This window comes from Echinicola marina (genome assembly GCF_020463795.1).
GTDB classification, from domain to species: domain Bacteria; phylum Bacteroidota; class Bacteroidia; order Cytophagales; family Cyclobacteriaceae; genus Echinicola; species Echinicola marina.
The window spans coordinates 4,658,552-4,680,297 of record NZ_CP080025.1 but is presented as its reverse complement, the minus strand read 5'-3'; the positions used below and the strand labels follow the sequence as shown (position 1 = coordinate 4,680,297).

At 41.0% G+C, this 21,746-nt stretch carries 17 protein-coding genes; 5 read left to right on the top strand and 12 right to left on the bottom strand.

Annotation, left to right across the window (positions count from 1 at the left end; all coding sequences use genetic code 11):
* Positions 1 to 84 precede the first annotated feature (84 nt).
* The 3 genes from KZP23_RS19015 to gldC form a co-directional block, all read right to left on the bottom strand.
* A complete protein-coding gene (locus tag KZP23_RS19015) occupies positions 85 to 1,539 on the bottom strand; it encodes a hypothetical protein (RefSeq protein WP_226333353.1) in 1,455 nt (484 codons plus the stop codon).
* Between the two features lie 11 nt (positions 1,540 to 1,550).
* The gene (locus KZP23_RS19010) at positions 1,551 to 4,442 is read right to left on the bottom strand and encodes a TonB-dependent receptor (RefSeq protein ID WP_226333352.1); all 2,892 of its coding nucleotides are present in this window, start codon (positions 4,440 to 4,442) and stop codon (positions 1,551 to 1,553) included.
* A 573-nt stretch (positions 4,443 to 5,015) separates the two neighbouring features.
* A complete protein-coding gene (gldC, locus tag KZP23_RS19005; protein ID WP_226333351.1) occupies positions 5,016 to 5,357 on the bottom strand; it encodes a gliding motility protein GldC in 342 nt (113 codons plus the stop codon).
* Between the two features lie 239 nt (positions 5,358 to 5,596).
* On the opposite strand from gldC, the gene KZP23_RS19000 reads away from it, so the two are divergent.
* Entirely contained in the window at positions 5,597 to 6,028 is a 432-nt protein-coding gene (locus KZP23_RS19000; RefSeq protein ID WP_226333350.1) for a DUF2147 domain-containing protein, read from the top strand.
* Positions 6,029 to 6,128: 100 nt separating this feature from the next.
* Here the strand turns inward: KZP23_RS19000 and KZP23_RS18995 are convergent, their stop codons facing one another.
* The gene (locus KZP23_RS18995) at positions 6,129 to 6,974 is read right to left on the bottom strand and encodes an SDR family oxidoreductase (RefSeq protein ID WP_226333349.1); all 846 of its coding nucleotides are present in this window, start codon (positions 6,972 to 6,974) and stop codon (positions 6,129 to 6,131) included.
* A gap of 550 nt (positions 6,975 to 7,524) precedes the next feature.
* Here KZP23_RS18995 and KZP23_RS18990 point away from each other — a divergent pair.
* Complete coding sequence (locus KZP23_RS18990; RefSeq protein ID WP_226333348.1) at positions 7,525 to 12,009, top strand: ATP-binding cassette domain-containing protein; 4,485 nt, start codon at positions 7,525 to 7,527, stop codon at positions 12,007 to 12,009.
* A 300-nt stretch (positions 12,010 to 12,309) separates the two neighbouring features.
* On the opposite strand, the gene KZP23_RS18985 is transcribed toward KZP23_RS18990, so the two are convergent.
* The 3 genes from KZP23_RS18985 to KZP23_RS18975 form a co-directional block, all read right to left on the bottom strand.
* Positions 12,310 to 12,675: a DUF2200 domain-containing protein gene (locus KZP23_RS18985; protein WP_226333347.1), complete on the bottom strand. Its 366-nt coding sequence runs from the start codon at positions 12,673 to 12,675 to the stop codon at positions 12,310 to 12,312.
* Between the two features lie 7 nt (positions 12,676 to 12,682).
* A complete protein-coding gene (gene map, locus KZP23_RS18980) occupies positions 12,683 to 13,447 on the bottom strand; it encodes a type I methionyl aminopeptidase (protein ID WP_226333346.1) in 765 nt (254 codons plus the stop codon).
* Positions 13,448 to 13,637: 190 nt separating this feature from the next.
* Positions 13,638 to 14,699 (bottom strand): acyltransferase family protein, encoded by a 1,062-nt coding sequence (locus KZP23_RS18975; RefSeq protein ID WP_226336550.1) that lies wholly within the window; start codon positions 14,697 to 14,699, stop codon positions 13,638 to 13,640.
* Positions 14,700 to 15,198: 499 nt separating this feature from the next.
* Between KZP23_RS18975 and KZP23_RS18970 the strand changes: the two genes are divergently transcribed.
* Positions 15,199 to 15,675: a DUF2975 domain-containing protein gene (locus KZP23_RS18970; RefSeq protein ID WP_226333345.1), complete on the top strand. Its 477-nt coding sequence runs from the start codon at positions 15,199 to 15,201 to the stop codon at positions 15,673 to 15,675.
* 123 nt (positions 15,676 to 15,798) lie between these two features.
* Here the strand turns inward: KZP23_RS18970 and KZP23_RS18965 are convergent, their stop codons facing one another.
* The 4 genes from KZP23_RS18965 to KZP23_RS18950 all read right to left on the bottom strand — a co-directional run bounded on the left by KZP23_RS18965 (position 15,799) and on the right by KZP23_RS18950 (position 18,856).
* Positions 15,799 to 16,182 (bottom strand): glycosyl-4,4'-diaponeurosporenoate acyltransferase CrtO family protein, encoded by a 384-nt coding sequence (locus tag KZP23_RS18965; protein ID WP_226333344.1) that lies wholly within the window; start codon positions 16,180 to 16,182, stop codon positions 15,799 to 15,801.
* 528 nt (positions 16,183 to 16,710) lie between these two features.
* On the bottom strand, positions 16,711 to 17,118 hold the full coding sequence (locus tag KZP23_RS18960) for a hypothetical protein (RefSeq protein ID WP_226333343.1): 408 nt from the start codon (positions 17,116 to 17,118) through the stop codon (positions 16,711 to 16,713).
* A 126-nt stretch (positions 17,119 to 17,244) separates the two neighbouring features.
* Positions 17,245 to 17,856: a dihydrofolate reductase family protein gene (locus tag KZP23_RS18955; protein ID WP_226333342.1), complete on the bottom strand. Its 612-nt coding sequence runs from the start codon at positions 17,854 to 17,856 to the stop codon at positions 17,245 to 17,247.
* 211 nt (positions 17,857 to 18,067) lie between these two features.
* Positions 18,068 to 18,856 (bottom strand): AraC family transcriptional regulator, encoded by a 789-nt coding sequence (locus tag KZP23_RS18950; protein WP_226333341.1) that lies wholly within the window; start codon positions 18,854 to 18,856, stop codon positions 18,068 to 18,070.
* A gap of 67 nt (positions 18,857 to 18,923) precedes the next feature.
* Between KZP23_RS18950 and KZP23_RS18945 the strand changes: the two genes are divergently transcribed.
* Positions 18,924 to 19,682 (top strand): class I SAM-dependent methyltransferase, encoded by a 759-nt coding sequence (locus KZP23_RS18945; protein ID WP_226333340.1) that lies wholly within the window; start codon positions 18,924 to 18,926, stop codon positions 19,680 to 19,682.
* Positions 19,683 to 19,920: 238 nt separating this feature from the next.
* Positions 19,921 to 20,088, top strand: coding sequence for a helix-turn-helix transcriptional regulator (locus KZP23_RS18940; RefSeq protein WP_226333339.1), 168 nt, complete (start codon positions 19,921 to 19,923; stop codon positions 20,086 to 20,088).
* Positions 20,089 to 20,101: 13 nt separating this feature from the next.
* Here the strand turns inward: KZP23_RS18940 and KZP23_RS18935 are convergent, their stop codons facing one another.
* Complete coding sequence (locus KZP23_RS18935) at positions 20,102 to 21,463, bottom strand: glycoside hydrolase family 140 protein (RefSeq protein WP_226333338.1); 1,362 nt, start codon at positions 21,461 to 21,463, stop codon at positions 20,102 to 20,104.
* Between the last annotated feature and the right edge of the window lie 283 nt (positions 21,464 to 21,746).

Here is a 21,746-nt window from a genome sequence, read left to right as displayed (position 1 = left end):
TATGAGCATGATGAATTTTTGTTTTATGGTTGTTAGTGGTTAAAGTGAATGGAAAATCCTGCTTTTTTAAGCAGGATTTTTTTATTATCTGGGCAGGTCATTGCCGATATAGGCATTGGGATTGACTTTTGGAATACTTGCATTCCATTTTTGATTAATGGCTTCCGCACATAGATTACTGATAAAAGCATGTGCACGGGCATTGGGATGAATTCCATCCACAGAAAAACCACCGCTGGGAGGAATAATACTTGCACTCAATACCGCTCCTTCTGAATTGATGGCTCCATTTTGTACCTTTTCAAAAAACGATTTGATATCGATCAGAAGCAGCCTTTCTGTATTCGTATTCACTTGCCCCGTTATAATGGAATTAAATGTGTTGGCTTTTGCATTAATCTCAGCTTGCTCCTCGGGTGTAAGTACATATTCATCTTCTACAGGAAATTCTATACCTCTCTGGGGACTGTTTTCACTTGGTCTTAATGCCTCAGATAGTAATAGCACTGCCTTGTCTTCTGGCCTGCTTTGTCGTATGGATGGCATGCCCAAAGCACTTAGGTCCGTCAGGTTTTCATCTTCCATCACGAAAGCGTTCAGTCCAGCCTCAAAGCTAATGGTCCTGTAAATACGTTCTTCTTCTGAAATAAAGCCCAGCGTTTGGGCTTGAATCAAGCCGCCGTTATAGGCCGCATATCCTTGGTTGACCTGATCTGCCTCTGCTTGGCTTAGCGGTAAGGGATTATAGGGTACTAGATTGAAATAGGGAAGTTCTACTATGGGGGGAATATTAAATACCATGCCATTGGCTGATTCATTGGCAGCAAGCAGCGTATTCAATGCTGCACCAAATCGGATTTGGAAATCTTCGTCCGAGGTTAGGATGGATGGTTCCGAAGCGCCTCCAATGGCATAGCCTAATAGATCATTTGCGCCGAGCCAAAAACTAAAGAATGTACCACCATCAGCCAATGCAGTGGCGGCATCATTGATGACGCTTGATTGGCCCGGGTTGCTGGCGAATCTGGCATAGAGTGCATTATAGGCAGGATTGTCTGCACTGGCAGGGCCGCTTGTCAAGGGGCTTAAGGCCTGGCCCAAAGTGATTCCCGGAACAGCAAAATTATTCAAGGCAGATTTATCCCCTGTATAAGCACTTGGCAAATCACCAGCGCCAATAGGAGCGGGAAGGGTCTGTCCTGTCAGTGGATCGTTGGCAAGGATTAATCTTCCTAAGGGACCATTGGGCCCCATGGAAAAGAAACCATTCTCTGAATTGATGGCAGGTTGATGAAAATCACCTCCCCCTGCCAGCTGGAATTGCTGGGACAATATATGTATAAAGGAATTTTCTTGTCCTCTATTATAAAGGGCACCATCCATAAATCCTGCAGTGATGGAATTGCCCACGGCTACAGTCTTACTAAAGTTGGCTTCACCAGGAGCTGGATTTTCTTGCGGTAATTCCGGAAACTCATATTGACAAGCGGTGAAAAACAAAGTCAATAGCAGCAAAAATAAATGTCTTTGGGTTTTCATAGGGCCTGTATTTAGTTCAATAACTCATCAAATGTTATGCTGATATAATAGATGGCACCCATTTTAGGTCCACCATAATTTAGGGTATACCTATTGTTCAATACATTCGACCCACCCAATTTTAGAATGGATTTAATGGATTTTACTTTATAATTGACCTGGGCATCCAATAAGCCCACTTCGGGCACTTCACCACGAGCAAAGGAGGATTCCCATCTAAAGGCCGTTTGATAACGGTAATTGATACCAAAGCCCAAACGTTCTGTCAGTTTTCTATTGGCAAAACTCAAGTTGAATTTATGTTCTGGAGTATTAAAATCAGCCAAGAAGCCTTCTTCAATATCGCTGAGCAGTTTATTGTAATTATAATTTCCACCAATGGTAAAGTTTTTTGGAAGGCTGTATTCAATTCCCAAGGCGGCTCCGTTGGCCTTGACGGTATTGCCCTCCAGGTTGGTATAAGTTTGGAAGGTGTTTTCTTGGCCTGGAATGGTGACTGGAGTCAATAAGGAAGGGGCATTGACAGCATTGATGGCTAATTGGTCCTCATTGCTAGGTATAGGGTAAACTGGCCCCGGAGCCTTTCTTACGGCTGTTTGGGTGATAAAATCATTATAAGCATTATAGTAATAAGCAAAATCAATCAGAAGCCTATTGTCTAATATCAATCCTTTATAGCCTATCTCAAAGGCCCTGACCTGTTCTGGCTTCAGGGCAGGAAGGTCGTTGACAGGAACCAGTAAACTCGTAGCTTCGGGCGATACAGGACTATTTCCAGCACTTACCGCAGCTGTATAATTATTGACCGAAGCCAAACTAAAGGCATTTTCGAATATGCTATATTTCTGCCTGTAATAGGGAAGACCTCCTAATAATCTAGCGGAAACCACATTGAGGTCTATATGTTGACCCTGGGTAGTGGGCATTCTGAATCCTGTTTGATAGGAAAGCCTGATATTTGAATTGCCCTGAGTAATTACTGCAGAGATTCTAGGGTTTACCTGTCCTTTGAAGTTTTCATTCTTGTCATACCTTAATGAACCCATTAATTTTAATTGCTCCTTCCACAAGGATTTGGAGGCTTGGGCAAAGGCCCCAAATTCCGAAATGGTGATATCATTTCCTTCCCCATCAGGGAAAATGGTTCCTCCTGAATTGAGCTCATAAAGCCGATAACTGGCCCCGACTTGGAGGTTCATAAAATCTATCTCATTTTTAAAATCATATTGTCCCTCGGTCATATACATACGAGAACGGTCATTGAATAGGGATCCCTGTGGTACAAAGTCAGATTTTATCTGCTGAGCAGCATTGTTGAATGCTTCCGACCCCGGGCTGTACCTACCATTATCGGCTATATTTCTGGCAAATTGATGTGCAGCTGCTTGCTGATCAATACTGCCCGGAGTTCCAGGGCTCACTCCCTGCTGGGCCAAAGAAAGCATATAGGCCAGGGTATATTCTCCAAACCAATCACTATTGTTCTTCCAGGTATCATTGATACGAACCCCTGTCAAATCGGCTATAAATGATCCCCCCGAATTTTCCCTTGTAGTATAGGACCTTAAGAAGAAGTTGTCTCCTTTGAGTTCCAGTTTATGCTGAGTGATATTGAATTCTGATAGGGAATAGCGTTGTGCGCCGGTATATACGGAGGTACCTGAGCCGTAATTGATGGAATAGGAAAGCTCGGCCCGGTCACTGATCCGGTAATGCAATGCCCCATTGAATTTATAATTTGATGCCCCATAATCTACCAAATACCTTTCTTCATAGCCTGTTCTGGAAACTACTTGGTCAGGAATACTGGGGATATAATCACCTATTCCCATACCATCAGCAGCTTGTTGAACAGAGGTCAGGTTTCTAAGCAAGCCTATATTATTGGAGACTTCATCCCCAAAAACGTGGATCCTATTGGCACCAGGGTTAAAGGGGAGATCCCCTTGGCTGATGGCATTTAGGTCGGACATATCTGTTCCGTACCAATCGGTAGCCTCCATCAGTGAACCGCTGAGTTTGAATGCCCATTTATTATTGAATGCTTTGGCATAGCGTATGGCGCCTTCATAGATGGGCTGTACATTTTGGGGCTCGCCTTCAGTGCCGCCAAAATGGTTAAAGGCTTGTTTATAATAGGCACTGAGTCCTTGGTAATCAAAGGGGCTTTTGCTATTGATCAACAAAATACCGTTGAAAGCATTGGGGCCATAAAGTGCTGAAGAGGCTCCTGGAATAAATTCTACACTTTCCACATCCAATTCAGATGGCCCATTGAGGTTACTGATCGGGAAATTCAGCGCCGGAGCCTGGGTATCCATGCCATCAATAAGTTGAACAAAGCGAGTATTACCTGTAGAATTGAAGCCTCTGGCATTGACAATTTGAAAATTGATAGAGGAGGAGGTCACATCAACACCTTTCAGGGTACCAATGGCCTTATAATAATTATCACTTGGAGCCCCTTTTATACTCAGGATATCCATCTTCTCAATAGACACAGGGGAACTTAGGATACTTTCCTCTACCCGCGATGCAGAGACTACGACTTCCTGGCCCAGCAGGGTTTGTTCCTCTAATATTACCTGCAGGTTCTGGGTATTGCTTTGGTCAATATTGATTTCTTGGCTGGTATAACCCACCATGGAAAAAATGAGTGTCAAAGGAGGGGACTGATGAACACTTAGTGAGAAATTACCATCCAAATCGGTAATCGTGCCGATCACCTTGCCTTTTACCAGGATGTTGACACCTATTAAACTTTCATTGCTACTGCCATCTATAACGGAGCCTGAAATAACTGTAGTCGGTTCTTGTGCTATAAGTTTAGTTTGGAGACCAAGCCAAAAATATGCTGCAAACAGAAAACACAGCCAATGGTAGTTCTGTAGTCGTCTTCTCATGTTAAGTTGGGTTTGTTTCTATGGAATATACTAAAAATTATTTTTTAACGAATGTTTTAAGCCAGTAAAAAAAGGCGCTATATAAAATAGTGTGGCTAGATCCATTCGACCTGACATATCTTGGGTTAGCTCAAGAGATGCGTACCGGTGCGCCATAGGGTAGTGGTGGGATTTCCTACCCTATACAGCCTTTAGATTGGTTACTTTTTTGACAGTAGGAAATAAGTAACAAAGGGATAAAGTGAAAGTCACATTTAAATTGGGGAAACAAAGTAAAAGATACCTACAGTAAACAGATGGAACCTAAAAAATAAAGCCTTAAAGTGTAAGAAAATCAGTTAATTTGCTGACGTAAGCGTAGCACCGATACGGAGACCTTGCCTGCTGTCAGATAAAGTCGAGAACTAAAACGAAGCGACTGATTTTATCCGTCGGTGTGGATAAGGCCTAATAGATAGCTAATGCATATTTCGGGCTTAACCTATAGATCCTAGTTTTTTTGTATAAATAAAAACGCCAGTTTTTTTTTATACTGGCGTTTAAAATAGCTAAACTGAAATAGATGAAAAGCTTTTATTTTGCGCTTTTATTCTCTTCGTTCACATGCTGAACCAATCTATCACAAAGCTCCTTCATTTCTTCAGACATGTATTCATCTCCTGTACTGTTGAGGATGGTTTGTGCCATTCCTCCCAAAATATCAATATAAAACCTTTTCATTTCTACCACAGACATTTCTTCTGTCCAAAGGTCAATCCTTAAGGTGCTGTGGTTCAGATTATCCCATACATTTAAACTGATGCTTTTAGTCTGCTCTGCACCGTCCCCTTCTTTATCAGTGGCATCCCATTCAATGGTTTTCGGAAGGTTCTTTTCGTCTAGGTTAATTTTAAATTTTATCTCGGAATTTTTCATGTGCGATTTTCAATTTTAGTTTGCAAAACTACTAAAGAATGACTTGAGTTCCCGAAAAAAAGATAAAGAATTCTTTGATGTCTCTAAGGTTCATATTTTGAGGTAGAAAGGACTAATAATATCTGCCCACTTGGATAAATCTAAGCTTGGTGGGGATAAAGGTGCTAGAGGCTTGAAGAGCCTTCAGTCTGAATGGACTTTTGTGCCTTTAAATGATTAGCTTTGAAAAAAAGACAAATATGTTCAAAAAAGCAGTTTATGGGTTTCTCCTCAATTGCCTAATGTTATCGATGGTTTATGCACAGGAGGCTGATGATATCCTAGGGTTATGGCTGACAGAAGAGGGGGAGGCCAAGGTGCTTATATATAAAAATAAGGGGAAATATTTTGGTAAAATCACTTGGCTAAAAAGAGTGAAGGAGCACGATAAAATAAGAAGGGATGTAAATAATAAAGATGCTAAGCTTAGGAATCAAGCCTTGGACCAAATACATCTGATTCGATCCTTGGAATTTAAAGATGGCAAGTGGTCAGGCGGTGAAGTCTATGATCCTGAAAGTGGAGAGACATATCGGTGCTTGGTGAAATTGCTGGATGAGGACAGGTTGGAAGTAAGGGGCTACCTTGGTCTGCCCAGCTTTGGCAAATCCCTGTATTGGGAGCGGCTATAGGTTGATTAAAAAATAGTATGGGATTTTTGTGGGTAAAAATGGATGGGCAAAAGTCTCTACAGCTTAAGCAGTCCGCAGGACCTAAGCTGTAGAGACTTGCTTATTTTAGGACAGATTTAACCGTTTCGGATAAAGGGGTAGTAGGTCGGCCAATCAACTTGGAAAGTGTTTTGGAATCATCAAACAAATCATCTTTTGATGTACTAATATCCCAACTTGCAATTGCGCTTGCAACAGCTTTTGGAATATTAAAACTTTCAAGGATTGCAGCGTATTCGGTCTCAGGTAGGTTTTTATAAGGAATTTCTTTACCTGATTGCTTCGAGATTTCAGCCGCCATATCGCTTAAGGTATAGGCATTGTCCCCTGCCAGTTCAAATATTTTTCCCTTGTATTTTTCGTCAGCTATTACGGTCGCCGCAGCAAGTGCATAATCTTTTCTTGCAGCTGATGAAATTTTTCCCGCTCCCGCACTACCAATCAGTGTACCTGCTCCTAAGGCTCCTTCAATTGAAGAAGTATAATTTTCGGTATACCATCCATTTCTAAGCAGGGTATGCTCGATACCAGATTCCTTCAATAGTTTTTCAGTCGCCTGATGTTCTCCGGCTAGGTTGATACTGCTTGTATCGACATGTAAAAGACTGGTGTAAACAATCCATTTAATGCCCCCAGTCTTTGCTGCTTCAATAACATTGGCATGCTGTCGTTTTCGCTGCCCAATTTCACTCCCAGAGATCAACAATAACCGATCGATCCCCTTTAACTGTGCTGCCAAATTCTCAGGCTTGTCAAAATCGAAAGGACGGGCTTCTACTTGTAGTGCTGCGGCTTTTTCTGGGCTGCGCACTAAGGCGACGATGTTTTCTTTCCCCAGCAATTCTTTTAATTCTTGAACAACTAATTGGCCCAATTGGCCTGTAGCTCCTGTTATGCCTATTTTCATGATTGAATTTTTGTTTTATGAATTTATGCTGTTTTCTGGTATTGAAGATAATTTATGGACTTCAGGACCATTAAGTATCTCTCGTAGAACGTCAAAGGTCTTTGGATGCTGTTTGATGTGTTTTAATGATCCTTCAAGAATAATCCTTAATTGATCAAAGCATTTTTAAGGAGAAATAGTTCATTAATTAGGATCAATATTATTAAGTTTCTTTTCTTGAAAATCAATTCGCACACCTTCAGTTACACTAATACTTCCAGTGAAGCCACCGAACCTGAAAATGTCTGATAGCTTTCCCGTGAGCTTCAAAAGGCATTGGATGTAACATTTTTAACCTGTGTTTAACCCCTGCTTAAGCCGTGTTTATCCCGTGTTTAAGCCGTGTTGATTATAGGATAAAGGCATCTGTTCCTTGAGTCGTGGTTAATACAGGGGACTTATATCAATGGTTTATATATTAGGCATATGGCTATTTGGTTTACGGGCATTATTGGGACGCTAAGATTCTTTTTATCTTTGACCTTCCAAAAAACGAAAACGAGTCCTTTCTATGCGGATCATAAACGCCCACCAAAACAACCTTAAAAACATTGCATTAACTGTTTCTGAAAACCAATTGATTGTGGTCACTGGCCTATCCGGTTCGGGAAAATCCTCACTGGCCATGGGAGTGATGGCCAATGAGGGCTATCGGTATTTTTTGGAAAGTCTCCCAGCCTATAACCAACAAAACGCCCAACGCATCCCTACGGCGGAGGTGGATGAAATTACGGAACTGCCTCCTGTAATTAAGGTGGAGCAGTCCAAGCGTTTTCAGTCCATCAATGCCACCTTTGGGACTCTTTCAGATTTGGCTCCGATCTTCCGGGTGATATTTGCCCGGTATGCGGGAGAGGAGTCCATGAGCAAGTCGCTATTTTCATTTAACCATCCCAAGGGAGCTTGCGAGAATTGCCGGGGAATGGGAGAAGCAGAATACATCGATATTAATAAACTTGTAGGAGATGAAAATAAGACCCTGCGGGAAGGTGTCATTACTACTACTTTGCCCCACGGCTATATAGTTTATTCCCAAGTGACGGTGGAGGAATTGAACAAGGTCTGTGAGGCGCATGGTTTTTCGGTAGATATACCCTGGAAGGAACTCAGCGCTGAACAGCAAGAGGTGATTCTTTATGGAAGTAATCGCATCAAGGTTTTTTATGGCAAGCATAGCCTGGAGTCTCGCTTGAGATGGGAAGGTTTCAAGGCCAAGCCGCGAGAAGAGGGCTATTACAAAGGCATCATCCCGATCATGTCTGATATTCTGCGACTGGATAGGAATGTCAGTATTTTACGCTTTGTGAGTTCAAAAGTCTGCCCTAGCTGTCAGGGAGCAAGGATTAAAGCTGAACACTTGAAGTACCGGTGGAAGGGACTGAACTTTCAGGAATGGATGGAGCTTCCCTTGGGGCATTTGTACGATCGCCTCCTGATGGAAACACTTTCCGGTGGTGAAAAGGTGTTGGTCGATAAGCTGTGGACCCAACTTCATGATCTGATTCGACTGGGCATGAACCATTATTCCTTGAGTACCTCCAGCATGGAGATCTCTTCTGGTGATGCGCAGCGCATCAAACTGATCAAGCAGGTCAACAGTAGCTTGCAAGGGATCCTATATGTCTTTGATGAACCTTCCATCGGCCTTTCATCAGCTTATCAGCAGCATCTTCGCTATATTTTTGATCGATTGATTCAGCGTGGCAATACGGTAATGGTGGTGGAGCATGATCTGAATTTTATACAATCGGCCGATTGGCTGATTGAATTAGGGCCTAAAGCCGGCACAGAAGGGGGAGAAGTGGTTTTCAATGGTCCCATCCAATCCTTTTTAGACGCATCAGCGCTGTACAGCCCAACTTTGACCGCTATTCAATCATGTGCGGATCTGTCTACCAAGCAGCCCCGTTTTGAAAAAGCAGCGGATTTTCAGCCTAAGGCTCAAACCTTGTCTGTGATCAGTAGAAAAACGAACGACTTGCTCAATCGGTTGACTGATTTTTGCAAACAGCAAGGCTTGAATATACTTACGGTAACCGATCAGCCAATCGGAAAAACGCCGCGAAGCAATCCTTCTACTTATACAGGCCTTGCCGATAAGATCAGGGATTTGCTGGCCAAAACACCAGAAGCTAAAACCTTGAAATTGGACAAGGGTGCTTTTTCCTTTAATAATAAAACTGGCCGTTGTCCTAACTGTGAAGGGGCAGGTGTGATTACCTTGTCCATGAGCCTGATGGGGAATATCAATCAGGTTTGTCCTGTCTGTAATGGCAAGCGCTTTAAGCCCGAAGTACTGAAAGTGTATTGGAAACAGAAGAACATTGCCGAGATGTATGATTTAAGTATACAAGAGGCGGAACGGTTTTTTGCAGGAGAAAAGAAACTGACAGAAATATTGGGCTTAATGAACCAATTGGGCTTGGGCTATATCAAATTGGGCCAGCCTTCCAACACGCTTTCAGGTGGAGAGGCTCAGCGTATCAAATTGACCAAGCACTTTGCTAAGCCTTCCAAAAAGACCATCCTGATCTTGGAGGAGCCTAGTATCGGGCTTCATTATCAGAATGTACAGCAATTGATGCATGCCCTGAACCAATTGAAAAAGCAAACGGCAGGGATTGTCTGCTTTGAAAACCATCCGCTTTTCCGATCTGAGGCCGACAGCTTTGTGGATAATGCTTTGTCTCCGCAAGTGGAGAAAGCCAAGCTGCCCGTAGCAGAGCGGCAGGATATCATTGACATCAAAGGAGCCCGAACCCATGCCCTGAAAGATATTAATCTGGAACTGACCAAGGGTCAATTGACTGTGGTAACGGGAATATCCGGTTCGGGGAAGTCTTCCCTGGTCATGGATACCCTGCATGCTTATGCATTGCAGGAAATGACCAAACAGTTTACCAGCTATCAGCAATCCAGGGTAGGGGTGAATTTTCAATTGGATGTGGATGATATCAAGGGCCTTACGCCAAGTATTTGTATTAGCCGTAAGGAGAAGAATTTTTCGGCACGTTCCGATATTGCCCAGCAAACGGATTTTGATAAAACCCTGCGCTTTGCATTTTCCAGAAAGGCCCAATACACCGGTCTGGACTGGTCAGCCAGCCACTTTTCCAGTAACCATGACCTGGGAAAATGTGTAGTCTGTGATGGACTGGGGCAAGAACTCCTACCAGATATTGGGAAAATAGTCCTGGATGAAAACAAAAGCATCGCTGAAGGGCTCTTTGAACATAACAAAGCGCTTTTCTATTATGGACAGGCCAGTGGGCAATATATGGCCATTTTGGAAGAAGTGGGCAAGGTGTATGGCTTTGACCTGAACACACCATATAAGGACTTGACTTTGGTTCAGAAGGAACTAGTGTTTAAGGGGATTGCGGATAAAACTTGGGAGGCTACTTGGAAATTTAAAACCAAAACCAGGCAAGGGATCCAACAGGTAAAGATGCAATGGAAGGGCTTGTTCCAGTACCTCATAGATGAACATTTCTTGACCCGAAAGAATAAATATCAACCAGTCAAAACACTACTTTCTTATGAAAAATGCAGTCACTGCCTAGGAAGTGGTTTAAAACCCGAACAGCTGGAGGTCTTGATTGGTGGACAATCCATTCATGGGCTCAAATCCATGGATTTTAAAGGCCTTGACCAATGGTTAAATAATACTAGAGCTACTGAAGTCATTGACCAACAGCTGATGAAGAGCCTTAGTCTGCATTTGGCCAATACCCTTAAGCGAGCCAAACAGCTGCATATCGATCACCTCCACCTTAACCGAAAATCTTCTACCCTGAGTGGAGGAGAACAGCAAAGGGTAGCCCTGATCAAGCAGCTAAACAGTCCCCTTAAGGGCATTACTTATTTATTGGATGAACCTTCTGCGGGATTGTCAGCGGACAATATTCCTGACCTGTTGCAGCTATTGAAGGAATTGGTGGACAAGGGTAACACGGTGATTGTCATAGAGCATAATAAAGAAATTATGATGGCCGCCCACCAACTGCTGGAGATCGGTCCCAAGGCTGGTAAGGATGGAGGTTATCTCACCTTTCAGGGAAGTCCTAAAGCTTTTTTGCAAACAGCGGATGCCCATCCTTTTTTAAAGGAAGCGACTAAAAAGGTGAATTTGAAAGCAGGTCAGGCCAGCATTTTATTGAAAAAATTGGCCCGGCATACCTTGGTCAGGGAAGCCTTGGAAGTACCAGTGGGAGGAATTACAGCCATCACAGGCAAATCAGGAATAGGGAAGACGACCTTGGTCAAAGACATTATCATGCCGAGTATTCGGCAAGCTCGTCCTGTCAATTGTGTGGCCATTTCCTTGCCCAAAAAATACAGTGGCGCTCAGTATTTTGAACCTAAAAAACTGCAAGCCTATCATTCCACCTTACTTGTGGATTATTTAGACCTGTTAAAGGATATCTCAAAGGGTTTTGCCAAAGCCACTGGATTGAAGGCCAAAGATTTTTCCTATAAAAATAAAGCCAGTCAATGTCCCCATTGCAAGGGGAGTGGCTACCTCTCTACCAGCCTTGATATAGCGGCTAACCATATCGAAAAATGCGATCTGTGCCACGGGCAACGGTACCAAGCCCATATATTGGAATACCGTGTTGGGGGACACACTATTGCCGAAGTCTTGGCCCTTTCCATTCGGGAATTGCAAGCCTGGCATAACGACCTACAAATCACTGGAGCCAGTTTGTCCTTTATCGATCAACTGGAAGCGATTGGCTTGACTCATTTGAGCTTGGACCAAAGCGTTAAATCTCTTTCTTCGGGTGAAAAGCAACGTTTATTATTGCTCAATTGGCTAAAAAATAAGACCCAAGATCAGCTCTTAATTTTGGATGAGCCCAGCACTGGCTTGCACTATGCAGATATTGACTTGTTATTGGAGATGCTCCAAGCATTGAGTCAGAAAAATGATATACTGGTGATCGACCATAATCTGTATTTGTTGGGAAAAATTGGTGTGGGAATAATCTTGTAATAATTATGAAGAGAAGAGAATGTCTCAAAAATCTGTGCCATACTATGGTAGTGGCAACGGAAGCGTTGGTGAAGAGAAATAATTTACCTTAAAGTAAGATATGAATACTATGAGATCACTTCACTACCATTGACCCTGATGTGAATCAAATTGTCAAGCTCCCGTCATCCAACTCTTTTACAGCTGAGAAAATGCTAGTTTCACATGATGACGTATTTCAAACTTATGAGGCAGTCTTTTTATTAGTTACAAGAGTGTAAGTGGCTGAACAGCTAAGATGCTGGATAGGGGGATGAAAATTCAGCCCTTGCGCAGGATCTTCTCCATGGGTCTTCCTTTGGCCAGTTCATCTACTAGCTTGTCTAAATACCTTACCTTTTGGGTAAGTGCATTGTCTATTTCCTCTATGCGATAGCCGCAGATCACCCCTTTGATAAGCGAGGCATTGGGGTTCAATTTTGCATTATTGAAGAAAGTTTCAAAGGTAATTTTATCCGTAATATATTCTTGGATTTTGGATTCATCAAAACCCGTTAGCCATTTGATTACCTGATGTAATTCTTCCTTTGTCCGGCCTTTCCGCTCAATTTTTGTAAGGTAATGTGGATATACGGAAGCAAAAGTCAATTTTGCCATACGTTCATTATGTTCGGCGGTAACTTTCATATGATGCTTAATTCCAAATTTCGTTTGATTGGGTCAAAATGATGGGATTTTGATCCGTTATTAAAATGGTGTGTTCATGCTGGGCCACGTAACCTCCTTTATTACCCACCAATGTCCAGCCATCATCAAGTTCGACGGCAAGGTTGGATTGGGTAGAGATAAAGGTCTCAATGGCCACAGTAGTATTTTTTCTAAACCGTTCTTGATTGCTTTTGACCCTGTAGTTAAGGATGTCTTCTGGTGCCTCATGTAAACTTTTTCCCACACCATGGCCGGCCAAATTCTTTAATACCTTGAAGCCTGATTTCTTGGCCTCTGATTCAATCAAATGTCCAATATCTGCTATTTTTACCCCGCCTCGTATATTTGCTATAGCTTTGCGCAAGATATTCTTAGAGGCATCTACCAGCTTTTGGTGATGGTTGATATCCTTTCCCAGGATAAATGAACATCCATTATCGGACCAAAATCCATTCAATTCGGCAGAAACATCGATATTGATCAAATCACCTTCCTTGAGGATTTTTTTTCTGGAAGGGATGCCGTGGGCAGCTTCATGATTCACACTGATACAAGAATATCCGGGAAAGCCATAGGTTTCATAAGGCGCTGATTTGGCACCATGGTTTTTTAATAGTCCCGCACCATAATCGTCCAATTCCTTGGTCGACATCCCTATTTGAGCATATTCCCTCATTAATTTTAGTGTAGTAGCGACGACTTCACTAATTTTCTTCATTCCGATTAATTCAGCTTCTTTTGTAATGGACATTATTTTACTTTTAATAAGATTAAACGGTTTAGCCGGAGGTTTGGTTCTTAAGTTTGTCTAAAGGATTATTTGTTCTACTGGACAGGTCAGTATGTCCTGGACTAATACAGGATGCTGCTGTTGATCTATGTCATCCCTTTGTCAGCAAGGCTATCTATTGTTATTGACTTTTGTGAAATAGCCACAATGCTTATTTGAATTTTCTGCGTAGCCAGGCCCGTACAGGTTCGTCGAACCACTTGAGACTGATATAAGCCAATACAATGGCACCTGAAAATGTGAGCAGCGCATTTGGCCAAGCCTCTGATAATGAAATCCCGTCTTGGTTACTTATCCATGCCACATAAAAATAGACCAAAACATAGTGCGTCATATACAAAGGGTAGGAAAGATCACCCAGGAACTTACAGATTTTTGCTTCTTTGGGCGTATGGACCCTTCCGCTCGATCCAATATAGACAATCAGTGGAAAGATGATGATAATGCAAAAAGCTTCATACAGACCATTCATCCAAAGCTGCTCAGGCCCGCCAATTCTTGGCATCAGCAAAACGATGATAAGCAATAAGCTGGACCACAAAAATGCATTTTTGATATAAATGGGGCGTGTTACCCTGGACAGGAGCAAGCCAGCAAAGAAGGGGAACAAAGTCCTTGTGATCCCAATCCGCATATGTTCAAAATTCAAAGTCCATCCACCAGCAATGTCCCCGTTGGGACTGCTGACGGCCAAATGTGTCAGTGCTGCGGCAGCCAATAGCACAAATAATCCCAAGGCTTTATTGGACAATTTTCTTAAACCCAACGCATAAAGAATATTGGCAATATATTCGAAAAACAAAGACCAGCCCACACTATTGAGTGGATGCATTTCTTCCCAGCCTCTTATATCCATCGAAAGGGGGATAGGAAGCAAGGTATAACCGATTAGCATAACCAAGAGCAATTTCCACAGGGGAACTGTATGAATCAGAGGCCATATGGTGGAATCTGCAAAGTAAAATCCAATGGCCCCCAAGGTCATGCCCAAGATGACCAATGGCTGTAGCCGTTCAAGTCGCCGCCGGAAAAATCCCCCAATACTTAATTTATTCCACCGGTCATCGTAGGCATAGCCTATGACAAAGCCCGACAGTAGAAAGAAAAAATCGACTGCCAAGTAACCATGGTTCACCATGTTGTCAAAGCGGCTGCTGGCAAGTGGTTCGGCCAAGTGAAAAAACACTACAATGAAAGCAGCGATTCCGCGCAGCCCATCTAATATTTGATAATGTGGTTTTGTCGTAAGTTACGTATTGTCCATTCTAATAATACCTCTTGGGCATTTTAAAAAAATGCAGGTGTTAATTTGCGGAATAATGTCTATCAAAGATCAATCTAAGGCCAAGTTATCAAAAACAGTTTCATAGTTGGTCTCATGGATTTTTCCCTTTGAAATGCTTTAAACATCCCTCTTGTATAATTTGCTCACAAATCTGGGGATTTCTTATTAAGAAAAAAATGTTCTTGTGTATTTTTTGGATTTTTCAAGGATATTATAGTTAAAATAAGCTTTGTACCTTTTTATCTAGGCAAAGGCTTCTTAGCAGGATGGTTCTTGGTCAATAGCCTGATTATTGCTGAAATGATGGTAGATTTTGTTTGTTGAATGACAATGTTTAAATATTTTTTAGCATTAAAAATTTATTGTTTATCAATAAATTTATTTACTTTTATGCATAGAAATTTAACTATTTAGAAAAGTCGATGATATGAAAAGATATTCCACCATATTTCTCCAGGTCATTATTGTGTTTATAGGTATTTTAGCCTTCGTGTTTTTGCTATGGGGTCCCCATTTTGAGGGGAGAAATGTAAATGCCACAGCCTTTGAAATTTATTTTCAAGATCCGTTTTTGGCCTATGTTTATATAGCTTCTATTCCATTTTTTATAGGCCTTTATCAGGCATTTAGAGTGCTGGGGGAAGTGAGAAGGGACAGGGTGTTTTCGCAAGGAACCGTAAAGGCATTGGGGAGCATAAAGCTTTGTGCCATGTTGATGATTGGTTTAGTTGTGATGAGTGCTTTTTTTCTCTTCTCTGGTGATCCCGAAGATAGACCTCCGGGGATCACCATGAGAATGATCGTCATTTTTATTTCGACAGTGGTGGCTATTGCCGCAGCGATATTTGAACACATTTTACAGAAAGCCGTCGATCTTAAATCTGAAAATGATTTGACAGTCTGAGATCATAGGGATAAATCAAAATCTTCATATCCGTAATTGCACTAGTCGGTAAACCTGTGGCATCTCCACCTAGCTGACAAGCTATGAGCAATAATTGTATTGGTTTGAAAAGAGATTTTCTGATCACTCTGTATTATGCTGCCTTTTGATTAGCTTGTCTATTCTTCTTTTGTTTTCCTGCTGTAAAAGGGAAGGGTAGAGGTTCAAAAACACATTCACCATCATAATGGTCAATCCAAATAAGTAGCTGTCTGATATGGCTTTGTATAGGGCAAAAACAGTTACAAAGATAAATCCAAATAGGTGGCTTATTTCCGCAATAGTCATTTCTTGCCGTATCTCACATAAATCCACAGACTTATTTTTCAGCTGGATTTTTTGATTGAAGAATTTGAAAAAGGTGTTTTTCACCATCCACTTGAATTGTGCAAGTCCAATGGATTTATTGAGTTTTTTGCTTTTGATAAAATTCAGGTTGGAGTATCTCTGATAGTAACCGGATTCCATGAGTATCTTGTTAAAAATCATTCCGAACAGCCAGGATATAAATGATATTGATATGGCAAAGGTAATGTAGCTTATCATCATAAAGTTTTCTATTACAAAAAGGTATTAAGGTCAGTTAAAATAATCCTGATAAATTTAGGCGGTTTTATATAATAGTTGGCAGTTGATAAGCATTTTGTGATATGCCAAGGTTTATTATAGTTAAGGTTGACGGATGAGTAGAAATGCTAATCTGTACAATGGGAAAATAATGTTTTGCTCAAGGATTTTCATGGTCCTAAATTATCTGGGAAAGGAGAAATGCTAATCTACTCGAGCGAGTTCACATTTGGTCTTTACCATTTTTTTAACTAGCTACTTTGTTTTCAATGGATTCATATTTTATGTATATCGGAAATTTTACCGGTAAAGATTAAAGTCTCAACTGCTTCAGCCTTTGGAATTCAGGTCTACCTGGTACTCAGTCCTCTGATCATTTGAACAATGGATGTATGCTTCGCGGTATGGTAGATGATCAGATTTGATTTTTTATTCCTTATGTAGAATTATTTCAGCAGAATAATCAGCTTGATCGATACCATCACTTGTTTCAGGGTATGGAGAAACATTCAGCAAAGTAATTTGGAGGCCATTAATAGTGGTGTCCTGTTGAAGGTTGCTGAATGTATTTAATGAAAATGGTATGTTCTCTGTTTTCGATTTGAAATGGAATTCCACTTGTGCATTTCCTTGCCAAACGCAATTTGCATTCATGGGACATCTTGAATCATTTACCGATACCATACAAATTTCATATTCTGTCTGGTCTATTTTCAGACATTTTCCATTATCCAGACTGATATTTTTACCTCCTTTTAAATGATACTGACCAGTTAAATCATTATCATTCGAACAACTATATAAGAGAACAAGTAAAATGAATAAGGTCTTTTTCATAATTATTAAATTTATCTAGTCAGTTCCAAACCGTTCTGTAAAAGAAGCCTTCACCACAGATGTCCCAAGAAGGATTCAATGCGCTTTTGCATGATGCGTAAGCCTGTTTGATATGGTCCCAATATTTCACTTCAAAACTTTGTATTTAATATGTGTCACCACACTGCTTCCACTTTGCTCAATTGCTTCGAGCTTGATATTGGGCACACCTTCAAAAAGCCGCATGCCCGTACCAACTGTTACAGGGACGATATGCAGCCATAATTCATCGATAAGCCCAGCAGCTAAATATTGATTGACAGTGCTTGCTCCTCCCATGATTTTGACATGTTGACTTCCTGCTGCTTCCTTGGCCTTTTCCAGGGCCGAATCAATGCCATCCGTAATAAAATGGAATACCGTACCGCCTTGCATTTTTATAGATGGACGGGCAAAATGGCTAAGCACAAAAACTGGTGCATGATAGGGTGGATTATCGCCCCACCATCCTTTCCATGTTGTTTTTTCCCTTCTGTCTTTGGGACCAAACATATTACTGCCCATGATAAAAGCGTCAGCATCCAAGATACCTTCTATTTCCTTTTTGTGTTTGTGCTTTTCAGGCTCGGAAAACATCCAACGATCCAGCAAGGAGGCATCGAAATGATCTCCAAAGGGCTTTTCAAAGCTTTGGTTATGGCCAGCAGCAAAGCCATCAAGGGAAATGGTTAAGCCTGATGTTACTTGAGCTTCTTTCATGGAGGATAAGGTTTTTATTAGATTGATTTCACTTCGGCACAAATTGTCCCTCAGCTGTCCTAAGCTTTGGTCCACTGAACTGAAATCGACTGATAAAAATGTATTGGTGGTTAATTTACGAAAAGCATATGAATTTTTAGCCACAAACAAAAAAGTATTGGCTTGTATATTAGCTGCTTATGCAATTACTGTTTTTATAGCCTCAGACTACTTATTCTATGACATAATTAGTGGGTGTTTTACCAAAGTGTTTCTTAAATATTGCAATAAAGGAACTGGCATTCTTATAGCCTAGCTCATATGCAATATCTTTGACAGTTTTATTCTCACCAAGCTGCTTTATTGCTTCCAGCAACTTTAGACGCATTTTCCAATCACCAAAACTCATGCCTAACTCCTTGACAAATAGCCGTGAAAGTGTCCTGGGACTCACACAGGATAAACTGGCATAGTATTCCATCGTCTTCTCGCTAGAAATGTCATTCATCAAAGCATCCGTTACTTTTTTAATCCTTTTGTCGCGACTTGTCGGCAGAAAGGACATGCTGGCCTTTAAAGTGGAAATTTCATCCAAGAGTACCTCAAAAATTCTATTTTGTTGGGGCGTTAACCTATCGGGGTTAGAAAAGGAAATAATCTTTGTCAATAGACTTTTTATAAATATGGAACTTTCAAAAGCAAAGCTTTCTTTGGGTAAATTGCCCAGTTTGGATGGATCAATAAATACGGAAACAACACTTACATTATTGGGGAAATAGACTTGATGTGCTTCATAGCTGGCAAGCCAAACACTCTGCAATGGATTAACGATCCAAATATGCTTTTCGGTTACTACTTTCATAATTCCTCTGTCACAAGATATGATTTGTGCCCGTGGGTGGGCATGGTAATCCGCACATTTTGCATTTTGGATAGTTTCAGAGTAGGTCCTGATAGGATGTAACTCATCTATCTCAAAACCATAATCTACCTTAATATTTGTCTGATAGGCATTATTCATTGTCCAAATATAGTAATTAAGACTTGGTGGATGTAATCTAACTTTGCATCAAACAAATGATATAATTATGGATAATAAGCAGCACAACAATGATATTGTTGAACAGTTTTCAAAGCAGGCACAAGGATATACCTCTATAAGGTCCCATAGCGATGCTTTGGAGAAATTGATCCAAATATCGGGGCTTAGCCAGGAAGATACCGTATTGGAGATTGCCTGTGGTTCGGGGATCGTTTCATGTGAATTTGCAAAACACGCCAGTTTTGTTACAGGTATTGATATAACCCAGAAAATGCTCGATCAGGCAAAAAGATTACAGGATAAGGAGGGCCTTCAAAATATCAGTTGGGAAATCGGGGACGTCAGTAGTTTACCCTATGAAGATAACCAATTCTCAATGGTCATTTCAAGGTTTGGCTTTCATCATTTTTTGAATCCGCTGCAAGTTCTAAAGGAAATGAAAAGAGTCTGTAAACCCAATGGGCTCATCATGCTTGTGGATGTTTCTGTTCCGGAAGATAAAATCACCAAGTACAATGAGATGGAAAAAATCAGGGATTATTCCCACGTATCGGTCTTGGCGGTAGCGGAGTTTGACCAACTGTTTGAAAGGCTAAGCCTAAGGCGGATGGAAACTGAAAAGTATATGATGCAGATTAGCCTGGAAGAACAACTCCGGGCTTCATTTCCCACGGATCCTCAAGCATTGGAAAAGATGATCTTGCAGGATATTGGTCTTGATGAATTGGGTATAAATGCCACGAGGAAAGGGGAGGACGTTATGCTTAATTACCCTGTTTACATCTTCTCAGTGCGTAAAATTTGAAAGAACAAATTGAAAGTGTAAAGGGAATTAGCGGTGCTTTATGCTTGATATTTATTGGAATAGATGCTCGCAAGCGGCAATGTCGGCTGAGCATCTTTTTCAAACCTTCAAATCTAATTCAGGAAAGTCTACAGGAATTGGAAGGCAGGGTCTTTCCAGTCGCCAGAAAAAGTAATTGTCAGGAGGTTTTTTAATTTTTCGCTTAAATCTTACTAAAGTGGAAGGGGCAAGAAATGACATGTCGCAAGCTGTATCAGTTGAAAAAGTCTATATTACGCGTCAAACCATTCATGCCAATGAAAGGGGAGGTTTTGTCCCACCATCAGCATTGGCCTTGAAAATTTCTTCAGTGCTTAAGATTGAGAGTGATAAGCTTTTTGAATGGGAGGATTCAGTTTGGCTCTGATTACATTCGTCATTTATGGTATTTGTATAGCAGAATTGATATCAAGGATTATCAATAGAAAATCGCTTCCCCGACCAGTGGCCCACGGTTTGAAAATGGGTTTTTCTGTGGTGGAATAGGTATTTATCAGTACGCTTTCTCCTGAACGGGGATTGTACCAAAATGCTTTTATTTTGTTGGAATGTATTTTTGACAAATATAGTTGAATAGCTCTGCCCATTGGTGTATATGCAATGATAAAATCATTATCCTGTCCAATGGCGCTTACTATATATCCTTGGTCTTCAGGATTGTCGTTTAGAATTAAGGTTTGATTGTTAACCATATTCTGCCATGGAAATGAGGTTAAGATTTCTTTCATGTACGACATTTGCCTTGAGCCGGGCAATTGCAATGCTTCTTTCCAACCTGTCCTTGCTTTTGAAATGGGCTCCGCTCCAATAGTATACATTTGCCAAATATCATGACAGCCATAGGTATATCCTGCCGCTCCCGAAAGCATGGTCCAGTAGGCCGTTAATCTTACATCAGCATCATCCATCCATGCATGTTCCCCTGGTTCCCAAAATTTCTCCATAATGTTTTCATACCTGGCTTCGGCTTCAATTACTGGCCTTGGTGGGCTTACTTGATGGCTTTTAAGAACATAATTATATTCTTTTGCGCTTCGATCATGTCCGCTTTGGAACATATCAAAGTCGAGCCATTCCACATTAAATGAATCGGTGGCTTTATAGGCACCAGCAGGATGATAAGTCATTAGGTGTAAGCTGTCAATTTTCCTGATACCTTTTGCCATAGCCATGACTATATTATATTGGTAATCATTTTCAGGCATTCTGTCTCCACCAAGTACCCAAATTATATTCGTTTTATCCAAATACCTTTTGGCTAAGAGCTCTCCATATTTTTCTGCATTTTCAGGTGTGAATATAACTGGTCCCGGGCCCCATTTAAGGTTAAATTTGTCCCCCCAGCTTGGGAGTAATCCAATATACATTCCCAATTCACTTGCCTTATTTATGACATAATCCACCAGTTCAAAATATTTTTCATTGATCTTTTCTGGATTGTTATCGATTAATGGTTTATGACCATAAGCATTGGGAGTATTTAATCCATCAAGCTCGGCAAGAATGACAGTTTGGATAATTGTAAAACCCTTAGATGCTCTGTCGGTCAGGTATAAATCTATTTCTTCCTTATTTAATCGATGTATCATTTCCCAAGCTGTACCACCTAACCAAAAAAATGGCTCATTGTCTTGGTTTACAATATGTTTTTTGTTTTCTGATATCCTTAATAATTGAGGTGTTTGTCCCTTCACATATAAGGATAGTAAACCGAATAGTACAATCAAAAACGTTTTTTTCATAAAGTATTGATTTGAAATGTTTGCCATAGATACCTGTATAAAGTCTTGGGGAGACGAAAGGTTGAGTGTCCGGCCGCAAAAAAGGTGGGCATGAGATTCGACCTGTAGCATCCGTACGAATAGAGGTTCACAGCCTGTCCCGCAGACTTGCGGGATAAGGTTTTCTCGATATGGCGGGACAGGTAGTGAGAGGTTTAGGAGTGGAATTCCCCTTTACCTAATTGTAATCAGTTTATTAAATATGTATATCCGCAATTGCACCAGTAAAAGTTAAAAGCGAATC

Excerpts from the sequence above, each read along its gene's own strand:
- KZP23_RS18940 (WP_226333339.1), top strand. The coding sequence starts at position 19,921 with ATGTCGCAAGCTGTATCAGTTGAAAAAGTCTATATTACGCGTCAAACC.
- gldC (WP_226333351.1), bottom strand. The coding sequence starts at position 5,357 with ATGAAAAATTCCGAGATAAAATTTAAAATTAACCTAGACGAAAAGAAC.
- KZP23_RS18985 (WP_226333347.1), bottom strand. The coding sequence starts at position 12,675 with ATGAAAGTTACCGCCGAACATAATGAACGTATGGCAAAATTGACTTTT.
- KZP23_RS18945 (WP_226333340.1), top strand. The coding sequence starts at position 18,924 with ATGGATAATAAGCAGCACAACAATGATATTGTTGAACAGTTTTCAAAG.
- KZP23_RS19010 (WP_226333352.1), bottom strand. The coding sequence starts at position 4,442 with ATGAGAAGACGACTACAGAACTACCATTGGCTGTGTTTTCTGTTTGCA.
- KZP23_RS19015 (WP_226333353.1), bottom strand. The coding sequence starts at position 1,539 with ATGAAAACCCAAAGACATTTATTTTTGCTGCTATTGACTTTGTTTTTC.
- KZP23_RS18965 (WP_226333344.1), bottom strand. The coding sequence starts at position 16,182 with ATGGAATCCGGTTACTATCAGAGATACTCCAACCTGAATTTTATCAAA.
- KZP23_RS18990 (WP_226333348.1), top strand. The coding sequence starts at position 7,525 with ATGCGGATCATAAACGCCCACCAAAACAACCTTAAAAACATTGCATTA.
- KZP23_RS18960 (WP_226333343.1), bottom strand. The coding sequence starts at position 17,118 with ATGAAAAAGACCTTATTCATTTTACTTGTTCTCTTATATAGTTGTTCG.
- KZP23_RS18955 (WP_226333342.1), bottom strand. The coding sequence starts at position 17,856 with ATGAAAGAAGCTCAAGTAACATCAGGCTTAACCATTTCCCTTGATGGC.
- KZP23_RS18970 (WP_226333345.1), top strand. The coding sequence starts at position 15,199 with ATGAAAAGATATTCCACCATATTTCTCCAGGTCATTATTGTGTTTATA.
- KZP23_RS19000 (WP_226333350.1), top strand. The coding sequence starts at position 5,597 with ATGTTCAAAAAAGCAGTTTATGGGTTTCTCCTCAATTGCCTAATGTTA.
- KZP23_RS18935 (WP_226333338.1), bottom strand. The coding sequence starts at position 21,463 with ATGAAAAAAACGTTTTTGATTGTACTATTCGGTTTACTATCCTTATAT.
- KZP23_RS18995 (WP_226333349.1), bottom strand. The coding sequence starts at position 6,974 with ATGAAAATAGGCATAACAGGAGCTACAGGCCAATTGGGCCAATTAGTT.
- map (WP_226333346.1), bottom strand. The coding sequence starts at position 13,447 with ATGTCCATTACAAAAGAAGCTGAATTAATCGGAATGAAGAAAATTAGT.
- KZP23_RS18950 (WP_226333341.1), bottom strand. The coding sequence starts at position 18,856 with ATGAATAATGCCTATCAGACAAATATTAAGGTAGATTATGGTTTTGAG.